The 21,891-nt window shown below is 54.4% G+C and carries 18 protein-coding genes and 2 pseudogenes; 18 read left to right on the top strand and 2 right to left on the bottom strand.

Annotated features, from left to right (window positions below):
* The first annotated feature begins 2 nt into the window (after nt 1-2).
* Complete coding sequence (locus tag ACO4XG_RS06420) at nt 3-605, top strand: MptD family putative ECF transporter S component (protein ID WP_308508767.1); 603 nt, start codon at nt 3-5, stop codon at nt 603-605.
* Between the two features lie 517 nt (nt 606-1,122).
* Nucleotides 1,123-1,347, top strand: a pseudogene (locus ACO4XG_RS06415) (IS256 family transposase); the annotation flags it as partial.
* Between the two features lie 205 nt (nt 1,348-1,552).
* On the opposite strand, the gene ACO4XG_RS06410 reads toward ACO4XG_RS06415, so the two are convergent.
* The gene (locus ACO4XG_RS06410; RefSeq protein ID WP_308508766.1) at nt 1,553-2,251 is read right to left on the bottom strand and encodes a GntR family transcriptional regulator; all 699 of its coding nucleotides are present in this window, start codon (nt 2,249-2,251) and stop codon (nt 1,553-1,555) included.
* 489 nt (nt 2,252-2,740) lie between these two features.
* Here ACO4XG_RS06410 and ACO4XG_RS06405 point away from each other — a divergent pair, with 489 nt between their 5' ends.
* Together ACO4XG_RS06405 and ggt are read left to right on the top strand one after the other, a co-directional pair.
* The gene (locus ACO4XG_RS06405) at nt 2,741-4,129 is read left to right on the top strand and encodes a sodium:solute symporter family protein (protein WP_308508765.1); all 1,389 of its coding nucleotides are present in this window, start codon (nt 2,741-2,743) and stop codon (nt 4,127-4,129) included.
* A 2-nt stretch (nt 4,130-4,131) separates the two neighbouring features.
* Nucleotides 4,132-5,856: a gamma-glutamyltransferase gene (ggt, locus tag ACO4XG_RS06400; RefSeq protein ID WP_308508764.1), complete on the top strand. Its 1,725-nt coding sequence runs from the start codon at nt 4,132-4,134 to the stop codon at nt 5,854-5,856.
* Between the two features lie 74 nt (nt 5,857-5,930).
* On the opposite strand, the gene ACO4XG_RS06395 is transcribed toward ggt, so the two are convergent.
* Nucleotides 5,931-7,142 carry a ribose-phosphate pyrophosphokinase gene (locus ACO4XG_RS06395; protein WP_308508763.1) on the bottom strand — a complete coding sequence of 404 codons (1,212 nt, stop codon included), beginning with the start codon at nt 7,140-7,142 and terminating at the stop codon, nt 5,931-5,933.
* 149 nt (nt 7,143-7,291) lie between these two features.
* Between ACO4XG_RS06395 and ACO4XG_RS06390 the strand changes: the two genes are divergently transcribed.
* From ACO4XG_RS06390 to ACO4XG_RS06325, 14 genes and pseudogenes are all read left to right on the top strand, one after another.
* Complete coding sequence (locus ACO4XG_RS06390) at nt 7,292-8,668, top strand: DUF512 domain-containing protein (RefSeq protein ID WP_308508762.1); 1,377 nt, start codon at nt 7,292-7,294, stop codon at nt 8,666-8,668.
* 31 nt (nt 8,669-8,699) lie between these two features.
* Nucleotides 8,700-10,034: a ribosome biogenesis GTPase Der gene (der, locus tag ACO4XG_RS06385; protein ID WP_308508761.1), complete on the top strand. Its 1,335-nt coding sequence runs from the start codon at nt 8,700-8,702 to the stop codon at nt 10,032-10,034.
* A 3-nt stretch (nt 10,035-10,037) separates the two neighbouring features.
* On the top strand, nt 10,038-10,691 hold the full coding sequence (plsY, locus tag ACO4XG_RS06380) for a glycerol-3-phosphate 1-O-acyltransferase PlsY (protein ID WP_308508760.1): 654 nt from the start codon (nt 10,038-10,040) through the stop codon (nt 10,689-10,691).
* Nucleotides 10,691-11,689, top strand: a complete 999-nt coding sequence (locus tag ACO4XG_RS06375) for an NAD(P)H-dependent glycerol-3-phosphate dehydrogenase (RefSeq protein ID WP_308508759.1) — start codon at nt 10,691-10,693, stop codon at nt 11,687-11,689. The genes plsY and ACO4XG_RS06375 overlap by 1 nt, the downstream gene beginning before the upstream one ends.
* A 129-nt stretch (nt 11,690-11,818) precedes the next feature.
* Complete coding sequence (locus ACO4XG_RS06370; RefSeq protein WP_330670139.1) at nt 11,819-12,022, top strand: hypothetical protein; 204 nt, start codon at nt 11,819-11,821, stop codon at nt 12,020-12,022.
* A 98-nt stretch (nt 12,023-12,120) separates the two neighbouring features.
* Nucleotides 12,121-13,341, top strand: a complete 1,221-nt coding sequence (locus ACO4XG_RS06365) for an ABC transporter substrate-binding protein (RefSeq protein ID WP_308508758.1) — start codon at nt 12,121-12,123, stop codon at nt 13,339-13,341.
* A 72-nt stretch (nt 13,342-13,413) separates the two neighbouring features.
* On the top strand, nt 13,414-14,295 hold the full coding sequence (locus ACO4XG_RS06360) for a branched-chain amino acid ABC transporter permease (RefSeq protein WP_308508757.1): 882 nt from the start codon (nt 13,414-13,416) through the stop codon (nt 14,293-14,295).
* A 1-nt stretch (nt 14,296) separates the two neighbouring features.
* Nucleotides 14,297-15,355: a branched-chain amino acid ABC transporter permease gene (locus ACO4XG_RS06355; RefSeq protein ID WP_308508756.1), complete on the top strand. Its 1,059-nt coding sequence runs from the start codon at nt 14,297-14,299 to the stop codon at nt 15,353-15,355.
* 12 nt (nt 15,356-15,367) lie between these two features.
* The gene (locus ACO4XG_RS06350) at nt 15,368-16,126 is read left to right on the top strand and encodes an ABC transporter ATP-binding protein (protein ID WP_308508755.1); all 759 of its coding nucleotides are present in this window, start codon (nt 15,368-15,370) and stop codon (nt 16,124-16,126) included.
* A 9-nt stretch (nt 16,127-16,135) separates the two neighbouring features.
* Nucleotides 16,136-16,849, top strand: a complete 714-nt coding sequence (locus ACO4XG_RS06345) for an ABC transporter ATP-binding protein (RefSeq protein WP_308508754.1) — start codon at nt 16,136-16,138, stop codon at nt 16,847-16,849.
* Nucleotides 16,850-16,869: 20 nt separating this feature from the next.
* Nucleotides 16,870-17,355: a ribonuclease HI gene (gene rnhA / locus ACO4XG_RS06340; protein ID WP_308508753.1), complete on the top strand. Its 486-nt coding sequence runs from the start codon at nt 16,870-16,872 to the stop codon at nt 17,353-17,355.
* Nucleotides 17,342-17,848: a lysozyme inhibitor LprI family protein gene (locus tag ACO4XG_RS06335; RefSeq protein ID WP_308508752.1), complete on the top strand. Its 507-nt coding sequence runs from the start codon at nt 17,342-17,344 to the stop codon at nt 17,846-17,848. Before rnhA ends, ACO4XG_RS06335 begins: the two co-directional genes overlap by 14 nt.
* Before the next feature lie 91 nt (nt 17,849-17,939).
* Complete coding sequence (alaS, locus tag ACO4XG_RS06330; RefSeq protein ID WP_308508751.1) at nt 17,940-20,609, top strand: alanine--tRNA ligase; 2,670 nt, start codon at nt 17,940-17,942, stop codon at nt 20,607-20,609.
* Between the two features lie 237 nt (nt 20,610-20,846).
* A pseudogene (locus ACO4XG_RS06325) lies at nt 20,847-21,891 on the top strand (InlB B-repeat-containing protein); the annotation flags it as partial.

Here is a 21,891-nt window from a genome sequence, read left to right as displayed (position 1 = left end):
AAATGAACACCATCAAAACAGAAAAGCTGGATGTCCGTGATTTTATCACCATAGGCATCTTTGCAGCCATCAGTCTTGTGATTTTCTTTGTAATCGGCGGAGCTGCCGGAATGACCCTCGTCGGAACGGTAGCCAATATCCCGATAACCGTTTTCTTTACATCCATTGCCTATATGCTTCTTGTTTCAAAGGTCAGAAAAAAAGGGACATTCCTGATTATGGGAACGATCAGCGCGCTTCCGGGGCTTATGGCCGCAAATGTGATCGGTGTTATAGCGTCCATTCTCGGCTGGATCATAGCGGAGGTTGTTGCGAGCGCCAATCATTATAAAAGTAAAGCGGTATTGATCTTTGCCTATGTTCTCGGCTGTACGCTTCATTCTGCCGGATATACACTCCCTATGTATTTGTCTAATGCTCAATATCTGATCGACAGACAGGATATCCTTCATTTGACAGATGAAGCACTTGCTGTGTACTTAAAGATGTTTACATGGCCCATGTTTTTCAGCATGGTGGCATTGACGATTGTGACCAGCTTCCTCGGTGCGTTTATTTCCACCCGGATTTTGAAAAAGCATTTTGAGAAAGCTGGATTGTTGTAATACGGGAGGTAGTGGTACAGGGAATTTGTAACACCTCTGCCTGATAGATTATAATGTCAGCAGAGGAGAAAATACATGACTCGAATATCAGACGAGACCAGACGAAAAGTTGTTCGCGCGCACATTCAAGATGGATGCACGATTGCCAGCCTTGGAGCTGAGTACGGCATATTCAGAGCCACTGTTTTCAGCTGAGTAGGCTCGTATCGCGAAGAATGCCAAAACAATGGTGAGGAGAAGTCTCAGTTCGAGATGATGGAAGAACTTCGTCGTCTTCGGCGTGAAAAAGCCGAATTAGAAAAGGAGAACAGCAGGAGTTCGGATTGAGATGGCTTTTTAAAATGCTGCATCTTCATCCAAACGCTTATTACAACTACCTCAGAAATGCGAAAGAGGGTTATCTCGCTCAAAACTCTCATTGTTGTCAATGGATGCAAGCACTTTATCATGATTCTCATGGTGTCATAGGGCACCGTAAAATGAAGGCGTTTCTGCAAAGAGCAGGGAGAAGATCTCTTCAACAAACAATCAGATTGAAGGAGGTGTAAATGCAAGACTCAGAGCCATGCTTAGAGATCCTAGAGGTCTAAATATAGAGAGACGAATAAAAGCGGCTTTCTGGTGGTGCTACATGCACTCACCGGAGCCGCTTTCTGCAAAGGAACTGTTAAAGGTAATGCTGACGGATGGAAGTATTGCAGAGTCAATCCTGATGTGGGGTGATGCAATCATATGGAGCTAGCATCAACGCTTTTTGTCCGCTTAGCCTAAGATCAAGCGCTTCCGGGATTTAGCTTTGTCTGAAACGGGCAGATGGGAGTAGGGATAGCTTTTATATGGTCAAGACGGTAATTGAGGCTTGATGTCAGATATATGAACATAAATCAGATCATATTTACTGACAGGCATCATTTTGAATATAGGAGTCAAAATCCAAAGTGTAAGTGTTATTGCTCCGGAGAGCGCCTCCAAATTTCGCCCAGCGTGCGGGTGTAGGAGTTTGAGAGATGAAGTAGCATGGCTTGGGCTGCCTTTTCCGGTTGACTGTGAAGTATCTCCTCACCTATGGTAAGATGCTCTTTGTATACAAGCTTGCCGTCAATGGAATTATTGTATACGGATTTGACTTCAAAGCGCAGGTAATGGTCCAGAATCAGACTTGTTTGAAGAGCAAACCATCTGTTATGGGAAGCATCAGCGACCAGACGGTGAAACTGATGATCTATGCGGTATAGAAGACGGCTGTCAAGAGTGGACAAATTCTCCTTTAGCTCGATCAAACAGTGCATAATTGCCTGCTTTTCCGATGCTGTTCCACGCTCAGCAGCAAGCCTTGCATTGTGTGATTCCAGAAAAATCCTGGATTCGAGAATATCCATGGCATCTTGCTTTGTCACGGGAACCACTTTCACGCCTTTCCCGCGAGCAAAGCTGACATAGCCTTCTTTCTGAAGCTCCAGCAACGCTTCGCGCACAGGCGTACGGCTGATTCCGAGCTCATTGCAAATGGCTTCTTGAGAATAAATAGCGTCAACGCGAAAACGATTGTAAAGGATTGCGTCTTTGATCAGTTCGTATGCTTGGCTTTTATAACTTGCTGTATGTACTTTTCCTGTGCCTAAAAGATCTGACTGACATTCACTCATAAAGCTTGCCTTCCGAATGGGTAGAAAATAGGAATCGAACCGCTTTCAAAGAGCGGAAGAGCATTAGACAAATTGCGCAGCTAATTTATGTTTTGTGCAAAACGACTAATGAATTTAAGTATATAGGGGAAAAACGGAGAAATCAACTGATATGTACTTTCTATTGACATCAAAAAAGAAAAAATGTACTCTTTTGATAAAGATATGTAATGTGTAATATATTACTGTTAAGTATGAGAAAAAGAAGCAGTAGAGAGGAGGTGTAGGAGCAAGGTATTGAAAGAAAGTAGGGCTAGTTGACAGAAAGGAGGTAGATAAAGGGTTTAGAGGTAATTTGAATCTTGCGTGCCTGGGAAGCTGTTGACAACATCGTATGCACAGACGTTCTTCGTGTAAGGAACTCCGCAAGGAGCTTCAAGAAGCTGACTGTACTTGGAACTGAAAGTTCCGGAAATGCTTCATATTAGCTTTTTAACAGGAGGGATATGTATGTTAGTAGCGGTTTGGATTATTACATTTTGTTTAATCATCGGCGTAGGCGTGTATGCGGGAACGAAGATAAAGTCTGCAAACCAGTGGTCCGGAGGTGATAAGACCATGGGAGCGTTGACGCTCGGTTGTGTCTTTGCGGCGTGGCAGATCGGGGGTATGGCGGTTGTAGGAGCGGCACAGAACGGATATAAGCTCGGCATCTCAGGAGCATGGTATTCGATTGCCGGTTCCTTCTACTTCATTGCACTTGCTGTATTTGCAAAGATTATCCGAGAGAGAATGCCGGGGGAATCGGTACCGGCCTATCTTCAGTCCAAATATGATATTAGAACAACAAGACTGTATTCCTATGCGTGGATTATTTATGGATTCCTCTACATTCCGATTCAGTTGAAGACAGTATCCAGTATTATCCAGATTGTGTTGCCCGGGCTGAACCTTATGGTCGCTATGTTCATAGGTGTCACCATAGCGGTTATTTATACAAGTTTTTCAGGTATGAAGGGCGCATCCGCAGTCGGTCGAATCGTGTGTATCGGCATTTATGTTCTTTTAATCGGTTTCGTATTCAAGACACTTCCGAAATTCGGAGGGTTTGGCGGACTTCTAAAGACACTTCCGGAAAAATATGATTCTATGGGAAACATGCCGACGCAGCGTATCATTGCATGGATTGTCGGTGGTTGTATCAGTACTGCGGTTATGCAGGCGGTTTTACAGCCGCTCCTTTCGGCAAAAAGCCCGGAGGCTGCAAGAGCCGGTTCTATTCTCGGTTACTTGATTGCAGCACCCATTTGTTTCTTTACCGCAACTTGCGGAATGCTGTCTAAGGCGAGCGGTGCGGATCTCGGTGACGGTTCTACCGCTTTTGCATATGCAATCAAGACTTTTAGCAATCCTCTATTTGCAGGTATCATCTTTGCATTCGCGACCATGATTATAGCGGCAACGATGGCGACGATGATGTTGGCGACAGGAACGATCATTACAAATGTTTACAGAACGGAAATTAATCCAAACGTGGATGACGCGAAGATTCTGAAGCTCTCCAAGGCAATTACATTTGTATTTGCCTATATGACATTGGTTCCTGCGGTTGTGATTCCGAGTAAATCTTTGACAAATATGTTTTTGACCTTGCAGCACGTGGCGGCAGCTCCGGTCAGCTTTTCTATTTTGGCAGGGCTTATGTGGAAGAAAACCACAAAACAAGGAGCGTTCTGGAGTATGTTGACCGGTATGATTACAGGCGTAGCATGGATGTTATTGGGTCTAACCGATAGGGTAGAGGCGGTATATCCGGTTTTCATTGTTACATATAGTGTTGGCATTATTGTTTCGCTTCTGACTTATCGGGAAAAGGAATTGATAAAAGGAGCAAAATAAATATGGGACAGGACAAGCAGAAACAGATTTATATGTGGCCGTCCTATTGGAGAAGACCGGTGGCGCATGGTTCTAACGGTGCAGTTAGCAGTAACAGCGTTTATGCGACAAGAGCAGGACTTGAGATATTGAATCAGGGTGGAAATGCTTTTGATGCCGCTGTTGCGATATCTCTGACGTTGTCTGTAGTAGAACCACATCACTCCGGCATCGGTGGCGGCTGCTTTTCCTTGCTGTATGATGCAAGAAGCGGTGAGAGTGTGGGAATTGACGGAAGGGGAATCGCTCCCGCTCGGGCGACCGCAGATCTCTTCATGAAAGACGGGGAAGTGCAGGATGAATGGAAGGATCTTGGAGGACAGTCGGTTGCGCTTCCGGGTCTCCTGAAGACGATGGATATGATCCTAAATAAGTATGGAACTCTGTCATGGGAAGAGATTAGTGCTCCGGCAATTCGATGTGCAAAAGATGGATTCGGCACAAGTTACACAGGAGCACTTACTATGTTTGATAATTCTGTAGAGCGAAAAATGCGGCTCTCCGAAGCGTTCAGAAAGCTATATCGAAAGGAAGGAGGCGCTTTCTATGAATTCGGAGAGATTCAGAAGAACCCTGAAATAGCGGAGCTGCTACAGAGTATTGCAAAATATGGTGTGGACTATTTTTATAAAGGAAGAATTGCAAAGAAGATTGTCAATCTGATTAATGATCGAGGCGGCTGTTTTGATCTTTCCGATATGGAATCTTACGAACCGAAAGTTCGTGATCCGATCAAAACAACATACCGAGGATATGAGATCGCTGCTTTTGCACCGCCCAGCGGCGGGGGCGCACTGGTGGAGATGTTGAATATTCTGGAAAACTATGACCTTCAATCCATGGGACACAACACTGCTGAAGCTATTCATGCCCTGGCAGAAGCGATGAAGCTCGGATTTGCCGATCGCAGTGTAGCGTTGGGAGACCCGGAGTTCGTTGATGTAGATTTTGAACGATTGACAAGTAAAAAATTTGCTTATGAGCGCTTCGAGCTTGCCGGAGAACATGCCGGAGAGTTTGCTGCCGCCACGGGGATTGAGGCAAAGCAGTATCCGGGAAACACCTCGCATTTTTCCGTCATGGACAAAGAGGGCAATGCGGTCTCACAGACGCAGACAGTTCGCGACTGGTTTGGCTGTGGAATTGTAGTTGAAGGGCTGGGATTCGTATTGAATAATGCGATGTCCGATTTTTCAGCTGCGGTAGGCGCCATGACGAGTCAGGGGCTGGCCTACGGCAGTGCCAATGCGATTCAAGGCGGCAAGACACCGCTTTCCAGTATGTCACCGAGCATCGTATTTAAGGATGGAAAGCCATTTCTTGCCATCGGTGCGGCGGGCGGTCCAAGAATCATTACGGGCACACTGCAAGGTATCGTCAATGCGATCGATTTTCACATGACGCCGGAGCAGTTGGTAAATGCTCCCTATGTCAACTGTTTGACAAGGTCGCAGGGACTGGAGTTGGAGTACGGGATTTCCGGAGATACGCGACGAATTCTGGAAAGCAAAGGTCATAAGATTGTGCCGGTTCCGGTAGATCAGGCAATGAGTACCATGCTAAACAGTGTGATGAACCTGGATGGAGAATTTTATGCTGCTGGAACAAAGCGAGTTGATGGTTGCGGCGGCGCATTACTTAAGGAAGGTCATATTGTGCTGGAAGGTATGAGTCAGGAGCAAATTTGAGAACCGAGCGATAAATAATCATAACAAAGGAGCTTACCCGGAAAACAATCCGGATAAGCTCCTTTGCTATTGTTTTATTCAATGACCGAACCGAAGTACTGGTATTCCTCGTTCTGCAGGTTCTTTAAGAAGTCCTGAATCTTCCGCGTCGAAGAGAGCTTGTCGCCCGAGGAGGCGTCGGCGTTTAGACTGTCAATGATGTAGGCGAGATAGGGACTCATATCCGCCTCGAGGTACCAAGGCTCCTCGAGGAGCTCCGGTCTCCGGTAGTTTAAGTTTGTCGTGCAGACATAGTCGATGATGCCGGCGTCGTACTTCTCGCGGAAGCTCTTCACACCGTTGGTGAAGAGACCGAAGGTCGCGCAGACGATGACGCGCTTACAGCCGCGGTCTTTCAGATTCTTCGCGGTGTCCATCATGCTCTCGCCGGAGGAAATCATATCGTCGATAATCAGCACATCCTTGTCCTTCACACTTGCGCCGAGGAACTCGTGGGCCACAATCGGGTTGCGGCCGTCGACGACCTTCGAGTAGTCGCGGCGCTTATAGAACATGCCGATGTCGACCCCGAGAATGTTCGAAATATAAATTGCGCGGTCCATTGCGCCTTCGTCCGGGCTGATAATCATCAGGTGATCCTTGTCCGCTTTCATATCCGGAATGTTCAGGAAGCAGGTCTTGATGAACTGGTAGGTCGGCATGAAGTTGTCAAAGCCGGAGAGCGGCGTCGCGTTCTGGACGCGCGGGTCGTGTGCGTCGAAGGTGATGAAGTTCTCGATGCCCATGTTCGCGAGTTCGGTCAGCATATAGGCGCAGTCTAAAGATTCCCGCTTGGTTCTTCTGTGCTGTCTGCCCTCGTAGAGGAAGGGCATAATCACATTCACGCGGTGCGCTGCCGCGCCGCCCGCCGCGATGATGCGCTTTAAATCCTGGAAGTGGTCGTCCGGCGACATGTGGTTCTCGTTGCCGTCCACCTTATAGGTCAGAGAGTAGTTGGTGACATCGACCATCACAAAGAGATCGGCGCCGCGCACGGACTCATTGATGACGCCCTTGCCCTCACCGGTGCCGAAACGCGGGCAGTTGATGGAGAGGAGATAGGAATCGGCGTCATAGCCGCGGTAGTGCAGGGAGCGACGGCGCTCATCGGTCGCTTCCGCGCCCGAAGCGCGCATCCGCACGAGGTGGGCGTTGACTTTTTCCGCGAGATCACGGCAGCTCTCGAGCGCTGCGATTTTGAGCGGCGCGACGGGAAGACGATTGTTTTCGGTGGACTGATTGGACATCTTTCTTCGTTCTCCTTCTAAAAAACAGCTGGGTCTGTCAGAGACATGGCATATTTTTTAAATCATAGCATTTTCGTTTCCCTGCCGCAAGGCTGCGTTGCAAAGCGTTCATAATTCATGTAAAATGCGAGAAAGTAAAGGAGTTGATTGTGGCGGAAAACAAGGGACATTTGATTGCTGCCGTGGAGCCGGGAAGTGCGGCGGCGGAATTGGAAATCGCGGCGGGGGACCGCCTGTTGGAAGTAAACGGAAAAGCGGTCGCCGATGTCTTTGACTACCGCTATCAGGTGAGCGCGGAAGTCATCACCCTGCTCGTTCTGAAGCCGGATGGCGAGGAGTGGGAGTACGAAATCGAGAACGGCGGCGAGGACCCGGGGCTGGTCTTTGAAAACGGCCTGATGAGCGAATATCGCTCCTGCTCAAACGGTTGCATCTTCTGCTTTATCGACCAGATGCCGGGTGGGATGCGGGACACTTTATATTTTAAGGACGATGATTCGCGCCTCAGTTTCCTGCAGGGCAACTATGTGACGCTCACCAATATGAAAGAGGCGGATATTCAGCATATCATTCAATATCGCCTGGAACCGATTAATATCTCCGTACATACGACAAATCCCTCGCTCCGCGTGCGCATGCTGAAAAATCGCTTTGCGGGCGAAAAGTTGCGCTATCTCGATAAGCTTTTCGAGGCGGGCATTCAGATGAACGGGCAGATTGTGCTCTGCAAGGGCTATAACGACGGCGAGGAGTTAAAGCGCACCCTGACGGATTTGCTTCGCTATGCGCCGCTCATGCAGTCGGTCTCGGTGGTGCCGGTCGGGCTCACCAATTATCGCGACAAGTTAGAGAAGCTTGAGCTCCTCGGACCCGAGGACTGCGCGAATGCAATCGATATCATTGAAGACATCCAGCGCCGCGCCATGGAAAAATGCGGGATTCACTTTGTCCAGGCGTCGGATGAATTTTATCTGACGGCGGGGCGGCCGCTGCCGGAGCCCTCGCGCTACGACGGTTACCCACAGCTCGAGAACGGCGTCGGGATGCTGACCCTCTTACACGAGGAAATCGGAGAGGCGCTGTCGACGGTGGCGCCGTCCGACCAAACGGAGACCGTGAGTACCTTCAGCGGTCTCCTCGCCGCGCCGAGCCTCTCGCGGGAACTGGCGCGAATCGGGGAGAAACTCCCCGCCAAAAAGATTTTGTTCTACCCGCTGGAGAACCGTTTCTTCGGCGAAAAAATCACGGTGACAGGGCTTCTGACCGGGCGTGATATTCTGGACGGTCTCAAGGGAAAGCCGCTCGGCGACCGCCTGTTGCTGCCGCAGTGTGTGTTCCGGAGCGGCGAGGAAGTGCTGCTCGACGACATGACGCGATCCGACCTCGAGCGGGAACTCGGCGTGCCCTGTGTAATCATCGGCATGGGCGGAGATGACCTCGTGGAGGCCGTGAACGACAAAACTTACCGCTATACCGGCAGCGGCAGCGCCTACGAGCTCGCGACCGAGAAATTCCACAAAGGATAAAGCCGCTGCGCTTTGAAAAAAGGAGAAAGCTATGAGTAAACCGATTGTCGCCATTGTCGGGCGGCCCAATACCGGCAAATCCTCGCTCTTCAACGCCATTGCGGGAGAGCCGATTTCGATTGTCAAAGACATTCCGGGTGTGACCCGAGACAGAATCTATGCGGACTGCACCTGGTTAAACCGCGACTTCACGCTGATCGACACCGGCGGTATCGAGCCGGAATCCCGGGATAAATTGCTGGTGTCGATGCGGGAACAGGCGGAGATTGCCATCGAGACAGCGGATGTGCTCATCTTCCTCACCGATGTCCGCACCGGTGTCACCGACGCCGACGACCGCGTCGCCGATATGCTGCGCCGCGCAAAAAAGCCGGTCGTGCTTGCGGTCAACAAGGTGGACAGCTTCACCAAGTTTCAGAATGATATCTACGAGTTCTACAATCTCGCCTGCGGCGACCCGATTCCGGTTTCGGCGGCGAGCCGCCTCGGCATCGGCGATCTCTTAGAGGCAGTCGAGGCCTACTTCCCGCAGGTCGAAGCGAGCGAAGCGGAAGAGGATGAGCGCCCGAAGGTTGCGCTGATCGGCAAGCCGAATGTGGGCAAGAGCTCGATTATCAATCGCCTGCTCGGCGAGAACCGCGTGATTGTCTCCGACATCGCGGGCACCACGCGTGACGCGATCGATACGGTCGTGGTGCACGACGGACAGGAATATGTCTTCATCGACACGGCCGGCATACGGCGAAAGTCCAAAATTCATGAGGACATCGAGAGATACTCGATTATCCGCACGGTGACGGCAGTGGAGCGGGCCGATGTCGTGCTGCTCGTGATTGATGCGAGCGAGGGCGTGACCGAGCAGGATGCCAAGATTGCCGGTGTCGCGCATGAGAAGGGCAAGGGCATCCTGGTGGTCGTGAACAAGTGGGATCTGGTCGAAAAGACGGATAAGACCATGAAGGAGTTCACCGACAAAATCAAGAGCACGCTTTCGTTTATGAGTTATGCCGAGTTCCTCTTTGTCTCCGCGGAGACCGGCCAGCGCATGAATAAGCTTTTCGAGATGATCGACATGATACGCTCTTCGCAGACGCTTCGCATTCGGACGGGCGTGCTGAACGAGATTATCACCGAGGCGACCGTCTTAAAGCAGCCGCCGTCCGACAAGGGACACCGCCTGAAGATTTTCTACGCGTCCCAGGTTGCGGTGAAGCCGCCGACCTTTGTGTTCTTCGTCAACAGCAAGGAACTCATGCATTTCTCCTACCAGCGCTATCTCGAGAACCGTATCCGTGAGGCCTTCGGGTTCCGCGGAACCATGCTGCGCTTCTTCATCCGGGAGCGACAGGGAAAGGACAAGGAGTAATCGATGGAGAGACTTCTCTGGCTTTTGATCGGCTATCTTTGCGGTAGTTTTCAGAGCGGCTATTTTCTCGGCAAAGCGAAGGGACTGGATGTCCGGAACTACGGCAGCCATTCGACCGGCGCGACCAATTCGCTCCGTGTCATGGGCACGGGAGCCGGGATTCTGGTGCTGCTCCTCGATGCGGCCAAGGCGATTATTCCCTGTGTGCTCGCGCGCCACTTTTTCCGGGGGCAGGCAGAACTTCAGCTTCTCATGGTGCTCTGGACCGCGACCGGCGTGATGCTCGGACACGACTATCCGTTTTATCTCGGCTTTCGCGGCGGCAAGGGCGTCGCGAGCACGGTCGGCGTGTTGATTGCGCTCGACTGGAGACTGGCGCTCGCCTGGTGCCTCCTCTTCATCGTGACTTGCTGTCTGTTCCGCTATGTCTCGCTCTCGTCGATTTTGTCGATGCTTTTGTTACTGGTGCTCGCACTGGTTTTCTTTTTCCGGCATGCATTGCCGGTCGGCGCGGCATATCAGACAGAGTTTCTGCTTCTTGCCCTGTTTAATCCCCTGCTCTCTATTTTCCGCCACCGCGCGAACATCGGGCGGCTGCTTCGCGGCGAAGAGAGCCGCTTACATCTGTTTACGCGCGGCATGGAGGTGAAAAAATAATGGCTAAGATTTCGGTTCTGGGTTCCGGCGCCTGGGGTACGGCGCTTGCCATGTTGCTTTCGGACAACGGCCACGAGGTACTGCTCTGGTCTCCCTTTGCGGAGCACACGGAGGAACTGCGCCGCACGCGGAAATCGTCCGCGCTCGGCGGCCTCGAGCTGCCGGCAGGGATGCAGTTTACCTCTGACATGAAAAAGGCGGGCGAAAAGCAGGACGCGATTGTCCTTGCGACCGCTTCGGTCTATACGCGCGGTGTCGCGCGAGAGCTGCACCCCTATGTGAAGTCAGGGCAGCTTCTCGTCTGCGTCGCAAAGGGCATTGAGGAGAAGAGTCTTCTCTTTCAGACCGACGAGGTACAGGAAGAAATTCCGGATGCGGTCGTTGCCTGCCTCTCGGGGCCGAGCCACGCGGAAGAGGTCGCGAGACGCCTCCCGACGACCTGCGTCGCGGGAGCGGCTGACAGCGCGGTCGCGGAGCAGGTACAAGAGCTTTTTATGAACCGCGTGTTCCGCGTGTACACTTCGACCGATGTCAAGGGCATTGAGCTCGGCGGCGCGGTCAAAAATGTGATTGCACTCGCGGCGGGCATTGCCGACGGCCTCGGCTACGGTGACAACACGAAGGCGGCGTTAATCACGCGCGGCATCGCGGAGACCGCGCGTCTCGGCGTGAAACTCGGCGCGCACTGGGAGACCTTTGCGGGTCTCACCGGCATCGGCGATTTGATTGTGACCTGCGCGAGCATGCATTCGAGAAACCGGAGAGCCGGTATTCTGATCGGGCAGGGAAAGCCGGTCGAAGAGGCCATGCGGGAAGTGGGACAGGTCGTGGAGGGCGTGTACTCCGCAAAGGCGGCGCTTGCGCTCGCCGAGCGGGAGCAGGTCGAAATGCCGATTGTGGATGTTGTGAATCGCGTGCTCTTTTCGGAGCTGCCGGCGGCGGAAGCCGTGCGCATGCTGATGGAGCGGGACCCGATTGCAGAGTGGAATCATTTATAAATATTCAGGATAATTGAGAGACTTTTCTTGACAACTCAATACGATGTGACTATACTGTGCAGAATTATTCATATCAATGAGTTGAAAAGGAGGAGCCTCTATGAAACGGCTGGTTGCGACTGCTATGGTATGTATGCAATCAAAGCGGCAGCGGAGAAGGCAAATATCACCCCTGCGATGTCGGTCTCGGAAATCGGCAGCGCAATGGAGCAGGCAATGACTGAAATTCAGTTACAGGGTGTGACCGGAACGATTACCTGGAGTGCGGACGGCGCACCGTCAAAGGAACCGAAAGTCGTTATCATCCGGAACGGTGTATATCAAATCTGCTGAATCGCTATATTTTGGACCCTTCCGGTTGACATCTCTAGATATGCTCTTTATAATCTTCGACATATCTGTTTGGTATGTTGTTTGGGAGGGAAAAGGTTATGAAGAAAGCAGTATCTGTATTATTAGCAGCTTCCATGGTCTTCGGACTTGCGGCCTGCGGTCAGCAGAAGAGTAGCGAGACCAAGGCGGCGGGTGAGACCACGGCAGCCGGTGAGAGCAAGGCAGAGGGACAGAGCGAAGCCGGCAAGGACGGCGCGGTCTGGAAGATCGGCGGTATCGGTCCGGTGACCGGCGGCGCGGCAGTTTACGGTCTTGCCTGCAAGAACGCGCAGCAGATTGCGGTCGATGAGATCAATGCTGCCGGCGGCATCAACGGCTACAAGGTCGAGATTGAGTTCGACGACGACGAGCACGACGCAGAGAAGTCGGTCAACGCATATAACCACCTGAAGGACTGGGGCATGCAGATGCTGCTCGGCACGGTGACGAGCGCCCCCTGCATTCAGGTTTCGAACGAGTCCGTGAAGGACAACATGTTCCAGCTGACCCCTTCGGGTTCCGCGCCGGACTGCATCGCAAACTCCAACACCTTTGCGGTCTGCTTCTCGGATCCGCAGCAGGGCGAGAAGTCTGCTGAGTACATCGGCAGCCACAAGCTTGCGACGAAGATCGGTATTCTCTACGATTCCTCCGATGTTTACTCGAGCGGTATTCACGACAGCTTTGTCGCAAATGCCGAGAAGAACGGTCTTCAGATTGTCGCGGACGAGCAGTTCACGGCGGACAACAAGACCGACTTCAACATTCAGCTCCAGAACATCCGCAACGCAGGTGCAGAGCTTGTCTTCCTGCCGTTCTACTACACCGAGGCGGCACTTGTTCTGAAGCAGAGCAAGGACATGGGTTACAGCCCGATCTTCTTCGGTTGTGACGGCATGGACGGTATCCTGAACCTCGAGGGCTTTGACAAGTCGCTCGCAGAAGGCCTTATGCTTCTGACGCCGTTCTCCGCGGATGCGAAGGATGAGAAGACCCAGAAGTTTGTCGCAGCGTACAAGGAGCGCTACAAGGAGGTTCCGATTCAGTTCGCGGCGGATACCTACGACGGTATGTATGCAATTAAGGCAGCGGCGGAGAAGGCAAACCTGAACCCGTCGATGTCGGTAGAAGAACTCGGCACGGCAATGGAGAAGGCGATGACGGAGATTAAGCTTGAAGGCCTCACCGGTACCATCACCTGGAATGCAGACGGCTCGCCGTCCAAGGAGCCGAAGGCAGTCGTGATCAAGGACGGCGCTTACCAGTCGATTGAGAACTGAGCGCACACGGAAGAGAAGAGCGAAAGGGCTGCGTAATTTGCAGCCCTTTCTTTATCATAAAGGAGAGCAGTCATGAAATTTTTGTCCTATTTGCTCAGCGGAATCAGCTTAGGTTCCATCTATGCGATTATCGCGCTGGGATATACGATGGTCTACGGCATCGCTAAGATGCTGAACTTTGCACACGGCGATATTATCATGGTCGGCGGCTATGTCGCGTTCACGGCAATGACAGCCCTGAACCTGCCGGCATCCGCGGCCGTGCTGCTCTCCGTCCTGTTCTGCACGGCACTCGGCGTCATCATTGAGGCCGTTGCCTATAAGCCGCTCCGCGGCGCGAACAGTCTCGCCGTATTGATTACGGCAATCGGCGTCTCCTACTTGTTGCAGAACCTCGCGTTGCTCATCTTCGGCGCAAACCCGAAGAGCTTCCGCTCGGTGGTGCCGATTCAGTCGATGAGCTTTGCGAACGGACAGCTGGTCATCTCCGGCGAGACGGTTGCGGCGATTGCGGTCTGCTTTATCATCATGGTGGCGCTGACCGGTTTCATCAACAGGACCCGCGCGGGCCAGGCCATGCTCGCGGTCGCGGAGGACAGAGGGGCCGCGACACTGATGGGCATCAATGTCAATGCGACGGTTGCGCTGACCTTTGCAATCGGTTCGGCGCTCGCCGCGATTGCGGGCGTGCTGCTCTGCTCGGCGTATCCGACCCTCACGCCGACCACCGGCGCCATGCCCGGTATCAAAGCCTTTGTTGCGGCGGTTCTCGGCGGTATCGGTTCGATTCCCGGTGCGTTAATCGGCGGCCTCCTGCTCGGTGTGCTCGAGAACCTCTCGAAGGCATATCTCTCCTCCAAACTCTCGGATGCCATTGTTTTCTCGGTGCTCATTCTGGTTCTGGTGGTGCGACCCACCGGCATACTCGGGAAACAGATGAGAGAGAAGGTGTAATATGAACAGAACATCGGAAAAGAAAGCATTTTTAAACGATTGTCTCACTTACGGCCTTGTGATTTTCACCTTTGCGATTGTACAGGTGCTGGTAAACGGCGGCGCGGTGAGTTCCCTGTTCAAGGGTCTTCTGGTGCCGCTCTGCACCTATGCGATTCTCGCGGTCAGTCTGAATTTGGTGGTCGGCATTTCGGGCGAACTGTCCCTCGGACACGCCGGTTTCATGTGTGTCGGTGCCTTCAGCTCCGCGCTCTTTACGAATCTGATGGCGGGGAAGCTCCCGGGCGGTCTCGACTTTGTGCTCGCCGTACTGATCGGCGCGGCGGTGGCGGCCTTCTTCGGCTTCCTGATCGGCATCCCGGTGCTCCGGCTGCAGGGCGACTATCTCGCGATTGTGACGCTCGCGTTCGGTGAGATTGTGAAGAATATCATCAATGCGCTCTATCTCGGCGTGGATGCGAAGGGCGTGCATGTCTCGCTGAAAGACACGGCGGCGCTGAAACTCGAAACCGGCGGCAAAATTTTAATCAAGGGCGCGCAGGGAATCACCGGCACGCCGCGGCTCTCGACCTTCTTCGCCGGCATCCTTCTCCTGCTGCTTTCGCTCTTCATTGTGCAGAATCTGATTCGCTCCCGCACGGGGCGCGCTATTATGGCGATTCGCGACAACGAGATTGCGGCGGAGTCGGTCGGTCTCCATGTGACCCGCTATAAGCTCCTCGCCTTCACGATTTCGGCGGCGCTCGCGGGCGTGGGCGGTGTGCTCTATGCGCACAATCTGAGCACCTTGCAGGCGCTGCCGAAGAACTTCGGCTACAACATGTCCATTGCGATTCTGGTCTTTGTCGTGATGGGCGGCATCGGCAATATGCGCGGTTCGGTGATTGCCGCAGTGGTTCTGACGGCGCTGCCCGAGCTGCTCCGCGGCCTCAGCGACTTCCGTATGCTGATTTATGCGGTCGTCCTGATTCTTATGATGCTCTTTACCTCGGCACCCTCGTTCATTCAGTACCGGGAGCGGCTTTTCTCCGGTTTCCGGAAACCCGGCAAGCAGGCTTAAGGAGGCGATACCATGGCAATGTTAGAAGTAAAAAATATCGGCATCTCCTTCGGCGGCCTGAAGGCGGTCGACAATTTCTCGCTCACCCTGGAGGAAAATGAACTCTCGGGTCTGATCGGCCCGAACGGCGCAGGCAAGACGACCATCTTCAATCTCCTGACCGGCGTGTACCGCCCCGACAAGGGCAGCATCCGCCTCGACGGCAAGGAGTTGACGGGCAAGTCGATTATTGAAATCAACCAGGCGGGTATCGCGAGAACCTTCCAGAACATTCGTCTTTTCTCAAACCTCTCGGTGCTCGACAATGTGAAGGCGGGTCTTCACAACCACTACCCGTACTCGACCCTGGAGGGCATTCTTCGCCTGCCGCGCTTTCGCGCACAGGAGCGAGAGATGAACCGTCGCGCGACAGAGTTGCTGGAAGTATTTCATCTGGAACAGTTCGCGGACACGAGGGCCAAAAACCTGCCCTACGGTTCTCAGCGGAAACTGGAGATTGCGCGCGCACTGGCGACCGAGCCGAAGCTCTTATTGCTCGATGAGCCGGCGGCCGGCATGAATCCGAATGAGACGGCAGAGCTCATGGAGACCATTCAGCTGGTGCAGAAGCGCTTCCACATGACGATACTCCTGATTGAGCACGACATGAAGCTGGTCTCCGGCATTTGCGAGCGCCTCACGGTTCTGAACTTCGGCAAGGTGCTGAAACAAGGCGAAACACAGGAAGTGCTGCACGACCCGGAGGTCGTGAAAGCTTACCTCGGCGAGTGAGGAGGGCATATGGACGAATTGCTCAAAGTGACAGATTTACATGTCTATTACGGCATGATACACGCAATCCGCGGCATCTCGTTTGAGGTGAAGCGCGGCGAGATTGTGACTCTGATCGGCGCAAACGGCGCCGGCAAGACCACAACGCTCCACACGATTACCGGCCTCCTGCCGTCTTCGGGCGGCGAGGTTGTCTACAACGGACAGAACATCACCCATGTGCCGGGCTATCAGCTCGTGCGGCGAGGGCTCGCGCATGTGCCGGAGGGCAGAAGAGTCTTTTCCCAGCTCTCGGTCTTACAGAATCTGGAGCTCGGCGCGTATACGCGGCGCAGCAAAGAGGAGAAGGCGGAAAGCCTCAAAGAAATATACCGTCGTTTTCCGCGCCTTGCGGAGCGGAAAAACCAGCTCGCCGGAACACTCTCCGGCGGCGAGCAGCAGATGCTCGCGATGGGACGCGCGCTCATGAGTAAGCCCGAGATGCTGGTGCTGGACGAGCCCTCCATGGGACTCTCGCCGATTTATGTGAATGAGATTTTTGACATCATCAAATCCATTCACGAGAGCGGCACCACGGTCCTCCTAGTCGAGCAGAACGCAAAAAAGGCGCTCTCGATCGCAAATCGCGCCTATGTGCTCGAGACGGGCACCATCCGCCTTTCCGGGACTGCAGAGGAACTCTTAAACAATGCAGAGGTGAAGAGCGCTTACCTCAGCGAATAAATAACAGCGGGGAAACGGCAGTGACGAGCGTAAATCTATTTTCGGACGGCGCGGCGCGCGGTAATCCCGAGGGACCTGCGGGCTACGGCACCATCCTGCAGGTCATAGACGGCAGCGGGCAGAAACACGAGAAGGAGCTCTCGGCGGGATTCAAAAAGAGCACCAACAACCGCATGGAGCTCCTCGGCTGTATCGCGGGCTTCGAGGCATTGACGCGTCCCTGTGAGGTCACAGTGTATTCGGACTCGCGCTATCTGGTCGATGCGTTCAATCAGCACTGGATCGACAGCTGGCAGAAGAAAAACTGGACCCGGGGAAAGAATGAGCCTGTGAAGAACATAGACCTCTGGAAGCGTCTCCTTGCGGCAATGGCACCGCACAGGGTGACATTTTGCTGGGTCAAAGGACATGCGGGGCATCCGGAGAATGAGAGATGCGATGCCCTCGCGACCGACGCGGCGGATCACCGCGCTGTATTGGAGGACAAAGTCAATGAGACGGCATGAGAGATGGCGTCTCCTTTGCTTTGTCCTTTTTGCGGGGATTGCGTTTACGCTGTTCGTGGAGGCAATGCTCCGCGAAAAGCGGCACATTGCGGCGGCGCGGGCTGCCGAGACGAGCGTCACCGGAACGCTCGCGGAAACGGGCGGCACCGGGCGAAGTTACCGGGATTTCCGGGAGAAGTTTGAGGACACGGACAGAACCATAGCGATACTCCGGGAAAAGGCGAAGAAGGACAGCCGCGCTGACAGCGAGACACGCTTTGCGACGGCGGAGTTCCGCTACTGGGAGACGCAGCTCAATGCGCTCTGTCAGGTGCTCCCGGCTGTGCTGAGCGAGCAGGAGGCGGCGGCTTTTACGAAGGATCAGCAGGAGTGGCGCAGAAAGCGCGATGTCCCGGCGGAGGGCGGCGCTGTGCTCTCGGTGCGGGAACAGGCGGAAAACACGCGCGCCCGCGCCTATCAGCTCCTTGAGCAGTACAAGGACAGACTGCCGTAAGGACCGCACAAAGCGGATTTACAGAACGGCGGTTTACGGCTAAAATAAAAAGTTAGGAAATTCGAAAATTTAAACACAGAGGGGCAGTGCAATGATTGCAAAGAAATACGGAGTCAACGAACTCCGCAAGATGTATCTGGAGTTCTTTCAGAGCAAAGGACATTTGATCATGAAGAGCTTCAGTCTGGTGCCGCACAACGACAACAGCCTGTTGCTCATTAACTCCGGCATGGCGCCGTTAAAGCCGTACTTTACCGGCCAGGAGATTCCGCCGTGCCGCCGCGTGACGACCTGTCAGAAGTGTATCCGCACGGGCGACATTGACAATGTCGGCAAGACCGCGCGCCACGGTACTTTCTTCGAGATGCTCGGAAACTTCTCGTTCGGCGACTACTTTAAGCGCGAGGCGATTCACTGGAGCTGGGAGTTCCTGACGAAGACGGTGGGACTCGAGCCGGACCGCCTCTATCCTTCGGTCTATGAGGAGGATGACGAGGCCTTCGCAATCTGGCGGGATGAAATCGGCATCGCGCCGGAGCGCATCTACCGCTTCGGTAAGGCGGATAACTTCTGGGAGCACGGCTCCGGCCCCTGCGGTCCCTGCTCCGAGATTTACTATGACCGCGGCGAAGCCTACGGCACCGGTCCCGAGGATGTAATGGGCGGCGAGGGTGATCGCTTCATGGAAGTCTGGAACAATGTCTTCAGCCAGTTCAACAACGACGGCCACGGGCACTACACCGAGCTCAAGCAGAAGAACATCGATACCGGCATGGGCCTTGAACGCCTTGCGGTTGTCGTGCAGGATGTCGAGTCGATTTTCGAGGTCGATACGATACGCGCCCTGCTCGACGAGGCGGCAAAGCTCGCCGGGACGCAGTACAAAGAGGACGAGAAGAAGGATGTCTCGCTCCGCGTGATTACCGACCATGTGCGCTCCTGCACCTTTATGATTTCGGACGGCATCATGCCGAGCAATGAGGGCAGAGGGTATGTGCTCCGGAGACTTTTACGCCGCGCGGCGCGCCACGGCAGACTCCTCGGCATTGAGGGAGCCTTCCTCGGCAAACTCGCCGAGACTGTGATTGCCTCCTCAAAGGACGGCTATCCGGAGCTCGAAGAGAAGCGCGAGATGATTTTAAAGGTTCTGACCGAGGAAGAGGCGAAGTTTAACCGGACGATTGACCAGGGGCTTTCGATTCTCGCGGAACTCGAGGAGACGCTCTCCGCGGAGAAAAAGACCGAGCTCTCCGGCGTGGACGCCTTTAAGCTCTACGACACCTACGGTTTCCCGCTCGATCTGACGCGGGAGATCCTCGCCGAGCGCGGCTTTACGGTCGATGAGGCGGGTTTCCAGAAGGCGATGCAGGTGCAGCGGGAGACTGCGCGGAAGGCGAGAAAGACCACGAACTATATGGGCGAGGCGCAGACCGCTTACCAGCAGATCGATCCGACGCTCACGACCGAGTTCACCGGCTATGACAGGCTGACGGACGAGGGCAAGATTACGGCGATGGTCCGCATTCTCCCCGACGAGAGCGAGGAGGACGCAACTTCGCTTACCGAGGCACTCGCAGAGGGCGATGAGGGCACGATTGTGACCGATAAGACACCGTTCTATGCGACGATGGGCGGACAGCAGGGCGATGTCGGCGTGATTGAAGCCGGCAACAACCGCTTTGCGGTGCGCGACACGATTCACTTAAAGGGCGGCAAGGTCGGTCATACCGGCAAAGTGCTCTCCGGCATGTTCCGGATCGGCGAGACCGTGACGCTTGCGGTCGATGCGGCAAACCGCGAGAATACGGCGAAGAACCACTCCGGCACGCATCTCTTGCACGAGGCACTCCGCGAGGTGCTCGGCAATCATGTGAACCAGGCGGGCAGCTTTGTGAGTGCGGACAGACTGCGCTTTGATTTCACGCACTTTGCGGCGCTCACCCAGGAAGAGATGAAACAGGTCGAGACGCTTGTGAATCGCGAGATTCGGGCGGCACATCCGGTCGAGACCAAGGTCATGGGCATCGAAGAGGCAAAGAAGGAGGGCGCAAAGGCGCTCTTTGGCGAGAAGTACGGCGACGAGGTCCGCGTGGTGCGGATGGGCGACTTCTCGACCGAGCTCTGCGGCGGCACCCATGTGAAGAATACCGAGAATATCGGCGCGATGAAGATTATCTCCGAGACCGGCATTTCGGCGGGCGTGCGCCGCATCGAGGCACTGACCGGCGACGCGCTGACCGCCTACTATGAGGCAGCTGTGCAGGAGCTCGAAGAGCTCGCGGCGCAGTTGAAGACGAATCGCGCGGAACTGCCGCAGCGCGTTCAGCAGCTGCAGCAGGAGCTCCGCGAGAGCGAGAAGCAGAACGAGAAGCTTCGCGCCGAGCTCGCGCGGAATGCCGCGGCGAATGCGGGCGAAGAAGTGCGGGACGTGAAGGGCGTGAAGCTCCTCACGACCGCGCTCGCAAAGATTGAGATGAATGAGCTCCGGAACCTCGGCGACAGTTTGCTTCAGAAGACCGAGGGCGGCGTGGCTGTGCTCGCAAGTGCGGATGAGGCGCAGGTAAACCTCCTTGTCATGGTCGGCAAGGCGGCGGAAGAGAAGGGCGCCAATGCCGGCAAGCTCATCAAGGCGATTGCGCCGTTGATCGGCGGCGGTGGCGGCGGCAGACCGAACATTGCACAGGCGGGCGGCAAAAATCCTGCGGGCGTGCAGGCAGCACTCGCCAAGGCGGCGGAAGCACTCGCCGAGGAACTGCGGTAAAAAACGGTAAGACAGTCGGAAATACAAAAAGAGGCGCTGTGCGAGAGCACAGTGCCTTTTTGGCACTCGGAATTACTCAACACTATGCTCATAAAAAGTTCATTAAACCCAAGCTATATCTTAAATGAACAGCGATAAAATTAAAAAAATATTCATATACTGTTGAAAATCCTTACAGAGCTCGCTAAACTATTAAGAAGAAGTTGTGGTTGGCTCGTGTAACAAGGAGGAAAGCATATGAGAAAACGAAGGAACTGGTCAAAGCGTCTGCTGGCCGGAGTGCTCAGTGCGGCGATGGTCGCCCTGAACATTTCGACGGCGGCGCCCGCTTTCGCAGCCCCGTCTGCCGAAGAGTACCGGGAGGATGCCGAGCTCATCAATGACCTCGCGCTTCCGAAGGATGTACAGCGGCAGCTTCAGCAGAAGGGCAGCGCAAGCCCCTCCGATGCGGCGGCAAAGGAAAAGAAGGCAGAGGATCTGACTGCCGGTTCCGCGCGCTGGGGCACGCCTTCCAATGCGGCGAAGGTGCTGCACACGCAGCTGGACGGCGTCGAGATTGAAGTCAGCGCCCCGGCCGGTGTGCTTCCGGAGGGCGCGAGCCTGAAGGCGCGGAAACTCAGTGAAGAGGAAGAGAAGGAAGTGCTCGAAAAGATCAGCGAGCACGCCGAAGCGGTAGGAAAGTCCGCGACGACCCAGTTCCTCTGCGACCTCACAGTGCTGAATGCGGCAGGTGAGCCGATTCAGCCGGACAATGCAAAGGGCACCCTCGCAGTTTCGTTTCGGAACATCGCGATTGTCTCGGCGGCGAGCGCAGAGACAGGTACCGATACGGCGGAAATCGAGCAGAACGCAGTCTCCGTTCTCCATATCGACGAGACCAACGAGAAGGTCGACACGCTCCGCGAGGGCCTCAATGAGAATCTGCCGGTCATACAGGCTGCGGCAGAGCACTTCTCGCCGTTCGCGGTCGTGAACTACACGCCGACCTCCGCGACCCCGTTGCTGCTCTCGGTCGCATTTAAGCGTCTCGACTATGACGATGACAACCGCTTGGCGTACAAGTTAAAGGATGTGACGGTCACCGACACACCGGGAACCGGCATCACCTCGATGAACTTCCAGGTCGATGTGGGCAGCATTGAACTCCTCGGCACACCGACGGGTGTTCAGACCTTTACGGACATTCTCACCGCGCACAAGTTCTACCAGATTATTTTCCCGACGGCGCTGTCCGCGGCGGACGCGCAGACCTTTATCGAGAACAATATCAAGTTCCATCTGC

It is taken from the genome of Stomatobaculum sp., from assembly GCF_057248925.1.
Note: the sequence above shows the minus strand (reverse complement) of the source record. Positions and strands in the feature narration are given on the sequence as shown.